General features: G+C 69.2%; 12 protein-coding genes and 1 pseudogene. 7 read left to right on the top strand and 6 right to left on the bottom strand.

Annotated elements, in window-relative coordinates:
* Positions 1-39: 39 nt before the first annotated feature.
* Both MBEBAB_RS00395 and prmC read right to left on the bottom strand, forming a co-directional pair.
* Entirely contained in the window at positions 40-894 is an 855-nt protein-coding gene (locus MBEBAB_RS00395) for a DUF4167 domain-containing protein (RefSeq protein WP_231378991.1), read from the bottom strand.
* Positions 895-1,189: 295 nt separating this feature from the next.
* A complete protein-coding gene (gene prmC / locus MBEBAB_RS00390; protein ID WP_021695931.1) occupies positions 1,190-2,071 on the bottom strand; it encodes a peptide chain release factor N(5)-glutamine methyltransferase in 882 nt (293 codons plus the stop codon).
* 71 nt (positions 2,072-2,142) lie between these two features.
* Between prmC and MBEBAB_RS16960 the strand changes: the two genes are divergently transcribed.
* Positions 2,143-2,508 (top strand): hypothetical protein, encoded by a 366-nt coding sequence (locus MBEBAB_RS16960; RefSeq protein ID WP_242396997.1) that lies wholly within the window; start codon positions 2,143-2,145, stop codon positions 2,506-2,508.
* Positions 2,457-3,407, top strand: a complete 951-nt coding sequence (locus MBEBAB_RS00385) for a YihY/virulence factor BrkB family protein (protein WP_242396996.1) — start codon at positions 2,457-2,459, stop codon at positions 3,405-3,407. The genes MBEBAB_RS16960 and MBEBAB_RS00385 overlap by 52 nt, the downstream gene beginning before the upstream one ends.
* On the opposite strand, the pseudogene prfA reads toward MBEBAB_RS00385, so the two are convergent.
* Both prfA and MBEBAB_RS00375 read right to left on the bottom strand, forming a co-directional pair.
* Positions 3,404-4,470 (bottom strand): annotated as a pseudogene (gene prfA / locus MBEBAB_RS00380) (peptide chain release factor 1). The gene MBEBAB_RS00385 and the pseudogene prfA overlap by 4 nt on opposite strands.
* Before the next feature lie 69 nt (positions 4,471-4,539).
* A complete protein-coding gene (locus MBEBAB_RS00375; protein WP_021695928.1) occupies positions 4,540-5,139 on the bottom strand; it encodes a glutathione S-transferase N-terminal domain-containing protein in 600 nt (199 codons plus the stop codon).
* Between the two features lie 151 nt (positions 5,140-5,290).
* On the opposite strand from MBEBAB_RS00375, the gene MBEBAB_RS00370 reads away from it, so the two are divergent.
* Together MBEBAB_RS00370 and MBEBAB_RS00365 are read left to right on the top strand one after the other, a co-directional pair.
* A complete protein-coding gene (locus MBEBAB_RS00370) occupies positions 5,291-5,917 on the top strand; it encodes a DUF4893 domain-containing protein (RefSeq protein ID WP_242396995.1) in 627 nt (208 codons plus the stop codon).
* Between the two features lie 4 nt (positions 5,918-5,921).
* The gene (locus MBEBAB_RS00365) at positions 5,922-7,103 is read left to right on the top strand and encodes an FAD-dependent oxidoreductase (protein WP_021695926.1); all 1,182 of its coding nucleotides are present in this window, start codon (positions 5,922-5,924) and stop codon (positions 7,101-7,103) included.
* A 6-nt stretch (positions 7,104-7,109) separates the two neighbouring features.
* Here the strand turns inward: MBEBAB_RS00365 and MBEBAB_RS00360 are convergent, their stop codons facing one another.
* On the bottom strand, positions 7,110-7,613 hold the full coding sequence (locus tag MBEBAB_RS00360; protein WP_021695925.1) for a pyridoxamine 5'-phosphate oxidase family protein: 504 nt from the start codon (positions 7,611-7,613) through the stop codon (positions 7,110-7,112).
* Positions 7,614-7,763: 150 nt separating this feature from the next.
* A complete protein-coding gene (locus MBEBAB_RS18205; RefSeq protein ID WP_021695924.1) occupies positions 7,764-7,889 on the bottom strand; it encodes a hypothetical protein in 126 nt (41 codons plus the stop codon).
* A gap of 226 nt (positions 7,890-8,115) precedes the next feature.
* Here MBEBAB_RS18205 and MBEBAB_RS00350 point away from each other — a divergent pair, with 226 nt between their 5' ends.
* From MBEBAB_RS00350 to MBEBAB_RS00340, 3 genes are all read left to right on the top strand, one after another.
* On the top strand, positions 8,116-10,776 hold the full coding sequence (locus MBEBAB_RS00350; protein WP_021695923.1) for a tetratricopeptide repeat protein: 2,661 nt from the start codon (positions 8,116-8,118) through the stop codon (positions 10,774-10,776).
* 112 nt (positions 10,777-10,888) lie between these two features.
* The gene (locus tag MBEBAB_RS00345) at positions 10,889-11,809 is read left to right on the top strand and encodes a sulfite exporter TauE/SafE family protein (RefSeq protein ID WP_021695922.1); all 921 of its coding nucleotides are present in this window, start codon (positions 10,889-10,891) and stop codon (positions 11,807-11,809) included.
* Positions 11,809-12,627 carry a TIGR02186 family protein gene (locus MBEBAB_RS00340; RefSeq protein ID WP_021695921.1) on the top strand — a complete coding sequence of 273 codons (819 nt, stop codon included), beginning with the start codon at positions 11,809-11,811 and terminating at the stop codon, positions 12,625-12,627. Before MBEBAB_RS00345 ends, MBEBAB_RS00340 begins: the two co-directional genes overlap by 1 nt.
* The last annotated feature ends 159 nt before the right edge of the window (positions 12,628-12,786 follow it).

Genomic DNA, 12,786 nt, shown 5'->3' with positions numbered 1-12,786 from the left:
GCGCGCCTGGGCGCGTTCGGCGAGATGCTCCGGGGCTGCCTAGACGTCTTCGCCGAGGGGCGTGTCGGCGGCCTTGCGGCGCGGGGCGCGACGGCGCGGGGCCGGCTTGTCCTCGGCCGAAGTCTCGGAGGCCGAGTCGCCCGCAGGCTGCGGCGTGGCGCGGGTCAGGAAGCCCGGCAGGCTGGATTCGATTTCGGACGAACCCTCGTTCTCGTCCCCGCCGCTGCGCGGACGACGCGCACGGCGCGGGCGATCCTGCGGCTCGGAGGTGTCGCCGCCCGAGGCGGGTGTCTCCTGGCTGGAGGCCGCATTCTCGTCGCGGGCCTGGTCGGCCTGGGCGGCGCCGCCTTCGGATTCGTCACGCTCATACGGACCGCGGCGGCCGTCGCGACGGCGCTCCCAGCGCTCACGGCGGGTTTCCCGGCGACCGTTCGCGTCACCGTCGCTGTCAGCCTGATTCTGGGCGGCGTCCTGCCCTTGATTCGGCTGCTGCGGGGCCTGCTGGGCGTTCTGCTGCGGCTGAGCCTGGCGGTCGGCGGCCTGCTGGGCGGCGGCGAAAGCCGCGGCCTGGGCGCCGGATTCATCCTCGAAGTCGATGTCGAACCCTTGGCCGATCTGCTCTCGCTGGGCGATCTCCTGGAAGGAGCGCTGAGGCTGAAGCGCGCGCAGGACGCGGAAATAGTGCTCGGCGTGCTGGAGATAGTTCTCCGCCAGCACCCGGTCGCTGGACGAGGACGCGTCGCGGGCGAGTTGCTGATACCGCTCATAGACGGTCTGGGCGTTGCCGCGCACCTTGATGTTCTCGGGCCCTTGCGAGTCCCAGGAACGGTTCGGGTTGGCGCTGTTGCCCTGATTGCCGCCGGGCTTTCTGTTGCGCCCGCGTTGGCGCTTCATGCCCTTGAAATCTCTCATAGACGTTACCGTGCTTGGGGCGAGTCGCCGCCTGGGGCGGTGGGACGTTCGCCGGAAATGGGTCTGATCCTGCCGGCCGGGGCCGATCCCCGGCGTCCGATGCTCGGAAAACCGTTCGCCGCCCTTCGTGTCACGACGCGCGGGAAAACCCGTGAGCCGTCACGAAATCCAGTCGTCAATCGTCGGGCCGGTCCCGAAGCGATGCGGATTGGTGGGAGACAAACCAAGACTTAGCGCGCGCCGCGCCGCTTTCCAAGAGGCTTTCGCGCAAAAGCGGTCAGTTCAGCGCCGTGCCCTCGTGCGGGTCCGGCCCGTTGGTGATGACGCGGTCGCGGCCGGCCAGATCCTTGACCACCTTCACGTCCTCGAAACCGGCGGTCTCGAACAGCGCCTTGACCGCCGCCGCCTGGTCCCAGCCGATCTCCACGGCGAAGATTCCGTCGGCCTTGAGAATGCGACGAATCTCGGGCGCCAGCAGGCGATAGGCGTCCAGTCCGTCCTCGCCGCCGTCCAGGGCCAGACGCGGGTCGTGGTCGCGCACCTCAGGGTCCAGGGTCTCGATGTCCTTGCTGGGGATATAGGGCGGATTGGACACCACCAGATCAAACGCTGCGTCGGACAGGCCCGCAGTCCAGTCGGTGCGCAGGAAGACGGCGCGAGTGTTCAGATCCAGGTTGGCGGCGTTCTCGCGGGCCACGGCCAGGGCCTCCTCGGATACCTCGGTGCCCAGCCCCCTGGCCGCAGGCCGCTCCGCCAGCACCGCCAGCAGGATGGCTCCGGACCCCACGCCCAGATCGGCCATTTCGAAGGCCCGGCCTTCGGGAAACGCCTTCAGGCACACGTCCAGCACCGCCTCGGTGTCGGGGCGGGGCGAGAGCACGTCGGGGGTGACCGACAGCATGATCTTCCAGAACCCCTTGCGGCCGAGGATGCGTGACACCGGCTCGCGCTTCAGGCGCCGCTCAACATAGTCCTCCATCCGCGCCAAGGCGTCCGGCTCCAGCGGCCGGTACGGGTCGGTCAGGATGTCGGTGCGCGACACCTCGGCGGCGGCTTCCAGCAAGAGGCGCGCGTCAATGGACGGGCTGTCGATGCGCGCGGCCTTCAGGCGGCCTTGCGCGCTCTTCCAGGCGGTCAACAGGGTGGGGGTCTCGGTCATGGGCGCTAGATGGCCTCGCACGCCGGACGGGGCAAGCGGGAACGGTGATCAGGCTTGGCCGTTCCCCGCTGATGGCGCGCCTCCCTCGTCCCGACACCCGTCTTCTGTCCGCCCTGTCCCGCTCCGGCGGCGAAGGCGGGCTATGGCGCTGGATCGCCGCAGGCGCCGGCGGCCTGGCGGCGGGCGCAGCGGGCGCGCACCTGCTGCACACGCGCGGCAACAAGCTGGTGCGCAATCTGGGTGTGGAGCCCGGCACGCGGCCGTTTGAGCCTGATGAGCCCGATCCCGGTCCCCATGACTACGAGGCGAAGGAGCCGGGCCGGGGCCGTCTCGCCGCCCATCCGGCGCATATCCCCCGCAAGGCTGGACCGACATCATCTGGCGGGTGGGCGCCGCCTATCTGGGCGACCGGGTCGGATTCGTGGCCGGCGGGGTGACCTTCTTCATGATCCTGTCCCTGTTTCCCATGCTGGCGGCCTTTGTGACCATCTACGGCCTGTTCGCCGATCCCAGCGACGCCTGGGGGCGTTTGCAGTTTCTGTATTCCGTCCTGCCGGCCAACGTCGCGGAGTTCATCGGCGCCCAGATGCAGCGGCTGGCGGAGAATTCGACGGGCCAACTGACCTTCACCTTGATCTGGACCTTGGCCCTGTCCCTGTGGACCGCCAACAACGGGGTCAAGCATCTCTTCTATGGCCTCAACGTCGCTTACAGCGAGACCGAGAAGCGCAACTTCATCCGCTACAATCTGATCTGCATGGGCTTCACCGTATCGGCGCTGGTCTTCGTGCTGATGACCGCCGCCATGGTGATCGGCGTGCCCGTGGTGCTGGACCTGTTCGGCCTGCGGGAGGAATGGGCCTATCTCGCGCCCTTGCGGTGGCCGTTGTTGTTCGCGGGCTATGTGTCCGCCTTGGCCCTGATCTATCGCCTGGGGCCCTGCCGGTCGCGGGCGCGCTGGCGCTGGCTGACGCCGGGAGCCCTGACAGCCGCGACCCTCAGCGTCCTGACGTCCTTCGTGTTCAGCTGGTTCCTGGGCAACTTCGTGCGCACCGACACCTATGGTCCGCTGGCGGCCATGATGGCGTTCCTCTTGTGGACCTGGGTGACCGTTCAGATCATCCTGATGGGCGCCGAACTCAACGCCGAGATCGAGCACCAGACCGCGCTGGACACGACCACCGGCGATCCGGTTCCGCTGGGTGAACGGGGCGCCGTCATGGCCGACACCATCGGCGCCCGCCGTGGCCATCCGGCCGCCCTGGCCTTCACCCTGAAACACGCCGAAGCCTTATCCGATCGACTGATGCGTCGACGGAGGCATCAGCGGGATTAGGAGAACTCAGCCTCCAGATCGGCCAGACGCGCGGCCTGGTCCTCGCCGATCAGGGCGTCCAGGATCGCGTCGATGTCGCCCTCCAGGATCTGGGGCAGGCTGTGCAGCGTCAGGCCGATGCGGTGGTCTGTCACGCGGCCTGCGGGAAATTGTAGGTGCGGATGCGCTCGGAGCGGTCGCCGGAGCCGACCTGCGATTTGCGGGCGTCCGACCGGGCCGTGTCCTTGGCCTGTCGCTGCATGTCGTACAGGCGCACGCGCAGGTTCTTCATGGCCTTGTCCCGGTTCACGTGCTGGGACTTTTCCGACGAGGTGACCACGATGCCGGTGGGCAGGTGGGTGATGCGCACGGCGGAGTCCGTCTTGTTGACGTGCTGGCCGCCCGAGCCCGAGGCCCGGTAGGTGTCGATGCGGATGTCCTTGTCGTGGATCTCGATCTCCACGTCCTCCACCTCGGGCAGCACGGCGACGGTGGCGGCCGAGGTGTGGATGCGGCCCCCGGCCTCCGTGGCGGGCACCCGCTGGACCCGGTGCACGCCGGATTCGAACTTCAGCCGCCCGAACACGCCGTCGCCGGAGATGGTGGCCACGATTTCCTTGTAGCCGCCGGCCTCGCCCTCGGAGGCGGAGTCCACCTCGACGCGCCATCCGCGCGTCTGGGCGTAGCGGGAGTACATGCGGAACAGGTCGCCGGCGAACAGGGCCGCCTCGTCGCCGCCGGTGCCGGCGCGCACTTCCAGCACGGCCGAGGCGTTCTCGTCGGCGTCGCGGGGCGCCAGCAACAGGGCCACCTGCCGCTCCAGTTCGGGCAGGGTGTCCTTCAGGGTCTCCAGCTCTTCGCCCGCCATGGCCGCCATCTCGGGATCGCGGGCCATGATCTCCAGGTCGGCCAGTTCCTGGCGTGCCTTCGAAAGGGCCTGGACCGCGTCGGCCACCGGCTTGATCTCGGCGTGCTCCTTGGACAGGCGCACGATTTCGGCGCCGTCCGCGGCCGCGCCCATGCGGGCCTCCACTTCATGGAAGCGGTCGAGCACCTGGTCGAGGCGGGCCTGGGGCAGTCGCAAGGATACGTCTCCGTCGGATCGGGAAGGGCGGTGTTTACGCCGTTCGGACGGCGCCTGTCGATGCGGGGGTCAGGCGTCCGGCCGGGTCTCGCGGAAGCTGTCCCGGGCCTCGAGCGCCGCCTGCAGCGCGACCAGGTTCGGTCGGCCCGTTCGCCAGTCAACCTCCGGGTGCCGGAAACCGATCCAGGTCACCGCCACCCCCGTGGTGATGACGCCCATGTCCAGGGGTTCGGCCCGGGGCGCCACGGCCTCAAGGGCGTCCAGACCCAGGGCCATGTTGCGGCCCCAGCGCTGGAGCCAAGACGGCGAACGCTCATGTTCAGGCCGGCGCTTCTCCAGCAGCAGCTTGACGCCCATCTCCAGCACCCCGTTGGCCAGGGTCTCCAGCCGCTTGACCTGCCAGCGCTCCGGCCCGTCGGTCGGCAACAGGTGCGGCCCGGAGCCGAGCGCGTCCAGATATTCGCAGATCACCGGGCTGTCGGTGATCGGCTCGCCGTCCCCGGCGATCAGCGCCGGGACCTGCACCAGCGGATTAGCCGCCAGCAGGGCGGGCGCGTCTCCATAGGGATCGGCGATGATCTCCTCGATGCGATCCGAAAGCCCCTTCTCCCGCGCCACGATGCGGCACTTGCGGGCGAAGGGCGAGGGCGTGGAGATGTAGAGCTTCATGGCGTGTTCCCTGGTGCAGGACGCCCTGCATAGCGCCTGGCGTGATGGCGGAACAGCCGGGTCCAGGGTTGACGCGCCCCGGCCCGGACGGGGCATAAGGATGGTGAAGCTTTCAACAGCGGAAACCGTTCATGCGCATCGCCTCAGCCTCATGGCGTCCGCCATCGCCCTGGCCGCCTGCACCCCGGCGCTTCCGCCGCCGCCGCCGCTGCCGGATGCATCGGGCGGCGGGGGACGCATCCTGCCGGACTGGCGCGCCTCCATCACCGGCCAGGACCGCGACCGGCTGAACCGCATCGACGCGGCCTGGAGCCTGGCGCTGGAGCAGGCGCGCCGTCAGGAGGGGTCAGGCGATCTGGCCTCCACAGGGCGGCTGATCGACCCGAACGCCGCGCTCAGCAATGTGGCGCCGCCGGTGGGCGACTATCGCTGCCGCACCGTCAAGCTGGGATCGCAGGGCGGCGAGCAGGGCCTGGGCTATGTGGTCTACGGCTGGTTCGCCTGCCGGGTCGAGGAGACGCCCAACGGGCTGAAATTCATCAAGCTGACGGGGTCGCAGCGTCCGGCGGGCCTGCTGTTTCCCGAGAGCGATCGGCGCATGGTGTTCCTTGGCTCCATGGCCCTGGCCAGCGAGCCGCCCGCCAACTCCTATGGCCAGCGGCCCGAGCGGGACATGGTGGCGGTGCTGGAGCGGATCGAGCATAGGCGCTGGCGGCTGGTGATCCCGTGGCCGCAGTACGAATCCAATCTGGACCTGCTGGATCTGGTCCCGGCCTGAACCAGTGAGTCGGGGCCCACGCGACATCGCCGTCGTCGGCGCCGGGCCCTCGGGCCTGGCCGTCGCCCTGATGCTGGCGCGGCAGGGACGACGGGTGGTCGTCCATGAGCGCTTTGACGCGCCGCGCCCGGTGGGCGCGGGGTTCCTGCTGCAGCCCACGGGCCTGCATGTCCTGGACCATCTGGGCCTGACCGGCGCGGTGGAAGCTCTGGGCCAACCGGTGACGCGGCTGTTCGGCCGCGCGGCGCCGACCTACCGCACTGTTCTGGACGTGCGCTATGCCGACCTGAAGTGCCCGCGCGCGGCGCTGGGGGTGCACCGGGCGGCGCTGTTCGAGGTGCTGCACCGGGCCTGTCTGGACGAAGGCGTCGGTTTCGAGACCGGATTTGACGCGGTCGTTGCGGATGACGGCCGTCTGACCGACGCGGGGGGTCGGACAACGCCGCAATTTGATCTGATCATCGACGCCTCGGGCGCCCGGTCCCGCATCGCCGAAGGTCTGGAGGGGCCGCGTCGGCCGCTGAGCTTCGGGGCCCTGTGGGCGACCGTGCCCTGGGCCGATGGGGCGGGATTCGATGAAGGCGCGCTGGAGCAGGTCTACCGTCGGGCCGACACCATGATCGGGGTTCTGCCCAGCGGCCGCGGCCCCGGATCGGATCAGCGGCTGGCCACGGTGTTCTGGAGCCTGAAGGGGCAGGATTACGACGCCTGGCGCGCTGAGGGGCTGGATGCCTGGAAGGCGACCGTTCTGGGATTCTGGCCCGAGATGTATCCCCTGCTGGACGCCATCAAAACGCCGGAGGATTTGACCCTCGCGCGCTACGCCCACCGCACCATGAAACGGCCCTGCGGTGATCGGCTGGCGGTGATCGGCGACGCGGCCCACGCCACTAGCCCGCAACTGGGGCAGGGCGTGAACATGGGCCTGCTGGACGCCAGCGCCCTGGCCAAGGCGCTGGCGCGGACCGACAATCTGGACACAGCCCTGTCCGCCTACGCCGCCACACGGCGGTGGCACGTGCGGCTGTATCAAACGCTGAGCTGGGCCTTTACGCCCTTCTATCAGGCGGACGGATGGATGCTGCCCTGGGTGCGCGACCATGTGCTGGGGCGTGCGGCGGGACTGCCGATTGCGCCGCGTCTCCTTGCCGCCACCGTGTCGGGCCTGTTGCTGGATCCGCGCTGAGTCGGGTCAGAACTGGATATTGGCGCGATCACCCAGATCGGGCTGCTCGTGGGTCATGTTCGCCTTGGCGATTTCGAAGGCAAAGCGGACGGGACCGGCCTCGCTGATCCAGATCTGGGCGTCATCGAGCCGCATGCGCATGAGGGTCAGGCGGGGATCGTCCTTGCCCTCGGGGTACCAGGCGGCCACGACCGGGTTCCAGTAGCGCTCCATGCGCTCGCGGTCGAAATGCTCCTCGAGTTCGCCGCCCAGACAGGCGTAGATTTCGCGGTCCTTCGAGATCAGGCAGAACATGGCATGGTGGCCGCCGGAGCCGTTTACATCGCGCGTCAGATCGGTGTCGCGGTAGGTGAAGAACCACAACTCGCCAGCGTCGCGTTCGACAAAGGCGGTCATGGGCTGCATGTGCCGGGGCTCGCCGCCCGAGACGCCCAGCATGCCCACACGGGTGTCCTCGATCGCCTTGAACAGGCGGTCCTCGGCATCCTTGCGGTCAAGGTGTTCGGTCATGGTCGGCTCCTCTTGCAGGTGGAGCCCTGATAACCGGCGGCGGCGGCCGATGTTCCGGTCAGAAGCGGGGCCCGGCGGCGCTGGTGTCGAACCCGGCCAGGTTCACCAGATGGACGATCAGGAAGATGCAGACCACGATCCCCAGCAGCATCAGGCGCGCCAGGGGATCATGCGCGGTCCCCGCATCAGGTCGGGCGGACGCGCTCCACGCCAGCCGCTGAATATGGTCAGCCCCAGCACAAGGGCTAGGATGATGAGGGTGGCGGGGGTGCTCATGACGACGGCCAGATGGCGTGCGCCGCGTCTGGCGACAAGTGCTGCTGAAAGATTACGACGGCCGTTAACCCTTTACGCCTCATTAACCGTATCACCGCAGGTATGAATCGGGCGGAGTGACTGTCCACAGGAACAACGCGGCGCCGCTAGATATTGGGGTTAACCATGCGTTTACACCCCGGATTTGGGCGAGTAGCGTCGTGGAAACGGGTCGGGAGACGAATCAGTGAGCGCAGCGGCGCCTTGGAGCGTCAAAGGGATTGAACCCAAGGCGCGTGAGATCGCCAAGGATCTGGCGCGCCGCTCGGGGATGACCCTGGGCGAGTGGCTCAACCAGATGATCCTGGATGACGAAGACGACGGGGTGACGCCCCTTCCGCGCCGGCATCAGGCCGCGCCGCGCGATGACAGGCGTTCACGTCTGCGGCGGCTCGACGACGCCTATGGCCGGGACGAGACCCTGGACCGCGTCGCCGCCTCTGTTGAAATGATCGCCGAGCGGCTGGAAGCCTCCGAGCGGCGCTCGACAACCGCCATCACCGGAGTGGATCAGGCGGTCAGTGGTCTGGTCCATCGCCTGGACAACGTCGACGAGCAGTTCAGGACGCACGGTCGCCGCATCGACGACATCGCCGAGGAGCTGCGCGAGGGCCATCGCCGCTTGCGCCGCTTCGAGACCGACACCGGCCCCCAGACCACAGAGGCCTTCAAGAAGGTCGAGACGGCGCTGGGAACCCTGGCGGGCCGCTTCTATGACCTGGAAGAGCGCCAGCGCACAGGCTTCATCGAGCTGCGCGGGCGGGCGGACAAGGCCGAGGACGCGGTGTCGCGCGTGTCCGGCTCCGAGATTCTCAGCCAGGTGGGCGCCCGGCTGGATGCGGCCCAGTCGCGCACCACCGACGCCCTGCGCGCGCTGGAGCAGTCCTTCGCCGGGCTGGACCAGCGCATGCGCGCCGCCGAGAGCAAGCCCCGGACCGATGGGCCCAGCGACGCCGCGCGCTTCGAGAAGCTGGCCGAGACCCTGAGTCGCCAGGTGGAGACCAACCGCGCCGAGATGATGCGGCGGCTGGACTCGGCGGCGGCGGAAGGGCGCATCGACAAGATCGAGCGTGCGGTTCTGGCCATCGGAGAGCAGGTGCAGGCGTCCGAGCGGCGCTCGGCCCAGGCGGTCGAGACCATGGGCAAGGAAGTTCTGCGCATCGCCCAGAACCTGAACCAGCGCATGATCAAGGCCGAGGACGACGGCGGACGCCGCTTCGACGCCCTGGGTCAGGACATGACCCGCCGGGTCGAGCAGGACATGGTCAAGCTGGCGCAAGGCGTCGAGCAGCGCCTGATCCGCTCCGAGGACCGCCATGCCCTGGCCATCGAGAAGCTGGGCGGCGAGATCACGCGCATCTCCGAACGCCTGGCCGAACGGATCACTGAGTCCGAACGGCGCTCGACACAGGCGCTGGACGACATCGGCGAGCGGCTGAAGCGGTCGTCGGACAAGATCGAGCAGCAGTACGACCGCGCTTCGGGCGAACTGGCCGAACGCATGCGCCAGAGCGAGGAGCGCACGGCGAAGCTGCTGGCCGAGGCTCGCGAGAGCATCGAGAAGCGGGTTGGAGACCGGCCCGCCGAAGCCGCGGCGCCCGCGACGGGGCCCGAGCCCGACTGGCGCGCCTCCGCCTTCCCCGACGCCTTTGGCGAAGAGGACCCCATGAGCTGGCCCGGCGAGGATCTGGGCGAAACGGAGGGCGCCGCGCAGCCCACGGCGGCCGCGGCCGAACCGTTCGCGCGCCTGTCCATGGACGAGCCGGTGTTCGCGCAACGGGCGCCGGAGCCTGAGGCTCCCGCCGCGCCCGCTCTGGACACGCCGGTGGCGGAGACCGCTCCCCAGCCTGCTGCGGCCCCCGCACCTCAAACCTTCGGCGGCTTCGGCGGCGTGGACGTCAGCGACGCACTGGCGAGCGAGGACGATTTCGCGGCCGAGACCGAGTTCGTGGCCTCCGGGGCGACGCAACGCCTCAGTTCGACCCGCGACGCCATCAGCGCGGCGCGAGCGGCCATGGCGGCGAGCGAACCGGAACAGCCTGCGAGAGAGGGCTTCGGTCTCAAACGCGGCGGCAAGTCGCGGCTTCAGGAGCGCATGGACCGCCAGTCGCGGCGCGACGGCGGCACGGTCAAGAAGGCGTTCCTCGCCTCGGTGGCGGTGGCGGCCCTGGCCGGGGCCGTGTTCGGCTACACCCGCCTGACGGACGCCTCGAGCCTGGGCCCGCGCACGGCGGGCGATGACGGCGAGAGCACTCTACTGGCCGCCGCCATGCTGCCGGATCCCGCCGCCGCCGCACGTCCCGCCGGTGAGACCGAGGCGGAAGCCCTGTACCAGCAGGCCGAAGCCCAGCTGGAAGCTGGCGACGGGGCAGCGATCGAGACCCTCACCCGCGCGGCGAATCTGGGCCATGTGACGGCGCAGTTCCATCTGGCGCGGCTCTATGAAGGCGGCGACAACGGGGTGACCCAGAACGCGGCGGAAGCCCGTGTCTGGACCGAACGCGCGGCCCAGGGCGGCGAGGTGCGGGCCATGCACAACCTGGGCCTCTATCTGTTCGACGGGGTCGGCGGCGACCGCAGCCAGGTGCAGGCTGTGCGCTGGTTCCGTCAGGCGGCGGAGCGGGGGCTGACCGACAGCCAGTACAATCTGGGCCGCATCTATGAGCAGGGCGCCGACGGCGTGGCCGCCAATGCGGGCGAGGCCTACAAGTGGTATCTGATCGCGGGCCGGGCCGGCGACGAGCAGGCGCAGGTGGACGCGGACCGCATGGCGGGCGCGCTGTCGGCGGGCGTGCGTCGCACCGCGCGCCAGGCCGCCGACGCCTTCGAGGCGCCCCCGCTGGCCTGAGGCGCCCTTTTCGGGTGTCCGTGCTGGCGCATCACCGGATGGCTCGGTAGACCAGACTTTCACGCCTCCCCTTCGGAGGTTGTTTCGAGTTCCTGAGCCGAAGGCGAGCGCCTTGGACATCTACCTGCCGATCGCCGAAGTGTCGGTGAACGCACCCCTGCTGATCCTGCTGGGCGCGGCGGTGGGCTTCATCTCGGGCCTGTTCGGGATCGGCGGCGGCTTCCTGATGGCGCCGGTGCTGATCTTCATGGGCATTCCGCCGTCGGTGGCCGTGGCCAGCCAGGCCAGCCACGTGGTCGCCTCCTCCACCTCCGGGGTCATTACCTATACGGCCAAGAAGGGCGTGGATTACCGCATGGGCGGGATCATGGCCCTGGGCGGCGCCGTGGGCGCCATCGGCGGGGTCGAGCTGTTCCGCATGATGCGCCTGCTGGGCCAGGCGGATCTGGTGGTGGCCCTGTCCTATCTGATCTTCTTGGGCGCCATCGGCGGGCTGATGCTGAAGGAGAGCCTCGAGGCCATCATCCGCCGCAAGAAGGGCCTGCCCGCGCCGCGGCCCCAGAACCGCCGGCCCCTGTGGCTGTACGGCCTGCCGTGGCGGATGAAGTTCCCGCGCTCGGGCCTGTACATCAGCGCCATTCCGCCGCTGGGTCTGGGCGTGTTCGCCGGGGTGCTGTCGGCCATCATGGGGGTGGGCGGCGGCTTCATCCTGGTGCCGGCCATGCTGTATGTGCTGCGCATGAAGGCCAGCGTGGTGGTGGGCACCAGCCTGTTCCAGATCATCATCACCACGGCCATCACCACGGTGCTGCAGTCCGGGCGCAACCAGACCGTGGACATCGTGCTGTCTTCCCTGCTGCTGTTCGGCGGGGTGGTGGGGGCCCAGTACGGGGCGCGCATGTCGGGCAAGTTCCGGGCCGAGGAGCTGCGGGCGGTGCTGGGGCTGCTGGTGCTGCTGGTGGGCATCCAGATGGGGCTGGAGCTGTTCGTGCGGCCCGCCGAGATGTTCGTGCTGGCGCCGGGGGTGGACTGATGTTCCAGGATCTCCCGCCCGAGCCGCCCGCCGTCGTGGCCGAGGCCCCGGCCCAGAGCCTGCAGACCCTGACGCCCGTGACCCAGGCACGGGTTGCGGCGGCCCTGACCGAGGCCACGGTGGACATCGACACGGGCTTCGCCGGCGCCTCGATGGTGCTGTACGGGGCCGTGTTCAACCCGACCGACACCCCCGCCGACGTGGTGGTGGTGGTGCGCGGGCCGGACCAGCCGGTGCGCTTGGTGCGCAAGGTGCGCGTGGCGGGGCTGTGGCTGAACAGCCGCCCGGTGGTGTTCGAGGGCGCGCCCGGCTTCTACATGACCGCCTCGACCCGGCCGCTCAGCGACATTGCCAGCTTCAGCGTGTTGCGCCGGCTGGGCGTGGGCGTGGACCACCTGCGCATCAACGCCCCGGAGCAGGAGACCACGGTGACCCGGTTCGGGGTGAGGGACGTGGTCATCAACCGGCTGGGCGAGGACTATCTGGACTGGCGCCGGGCGGTGATCCGCCTGAAGGAGGACGCGGCCCTGTACGCCACGGACCCGGACGGGGTGCGCTTCGTGGACCAGGGCCTGTTCCGCGCCGAGGTGGAGCTGCCCACCGAGGCGCCCACCGGGACCTATGAGGCCGAGGTGTGGCTGTTCCAGGAGGGCGAGGCGATCTCGGTCAGCCGCATGGACCTGACCGTGGACAAGGTGGGCGTGGAGCGGGCCATCTTCGACTTCGCCCACCAGCGCTCATGGCTGTACGGCATCCTCGCCGTGGTGCTGGCGGCCTTCACGGGATGGGCGGCGTCGGCCTGGTTCCGGCGGACCTGATTTCGGACTCCGCGCCCGAAAAAAAAGACAGTGCGAATTGTCCGAAATCTCGAAAAGCCGTTTCGAAACAGAGTCTGAAATCGTCTGAAATCGCCCCCTGATTTCGGACTCCGGGGCCGGGGAAAACAGGGTCTGAATCGTATCAATGGTATGAAAGCG

This window comes from Brevundimonas abyssalis TAR-001 (assembly GCF_000466985.1).
In the GTDB taxonomy this organism is placed as follows: Bacteria; Pseudomonadota; Alphaproteobacteria; order Caulobacterales; family Caulobacteraceae; genus Brevundimonas; species Brevundimonas abyssalis.
The sequence above is the reverse complement of the archived record's forward strand: the minus strand, read 5'-3'. Positions and strand labels throughout refer to the sequence as shown.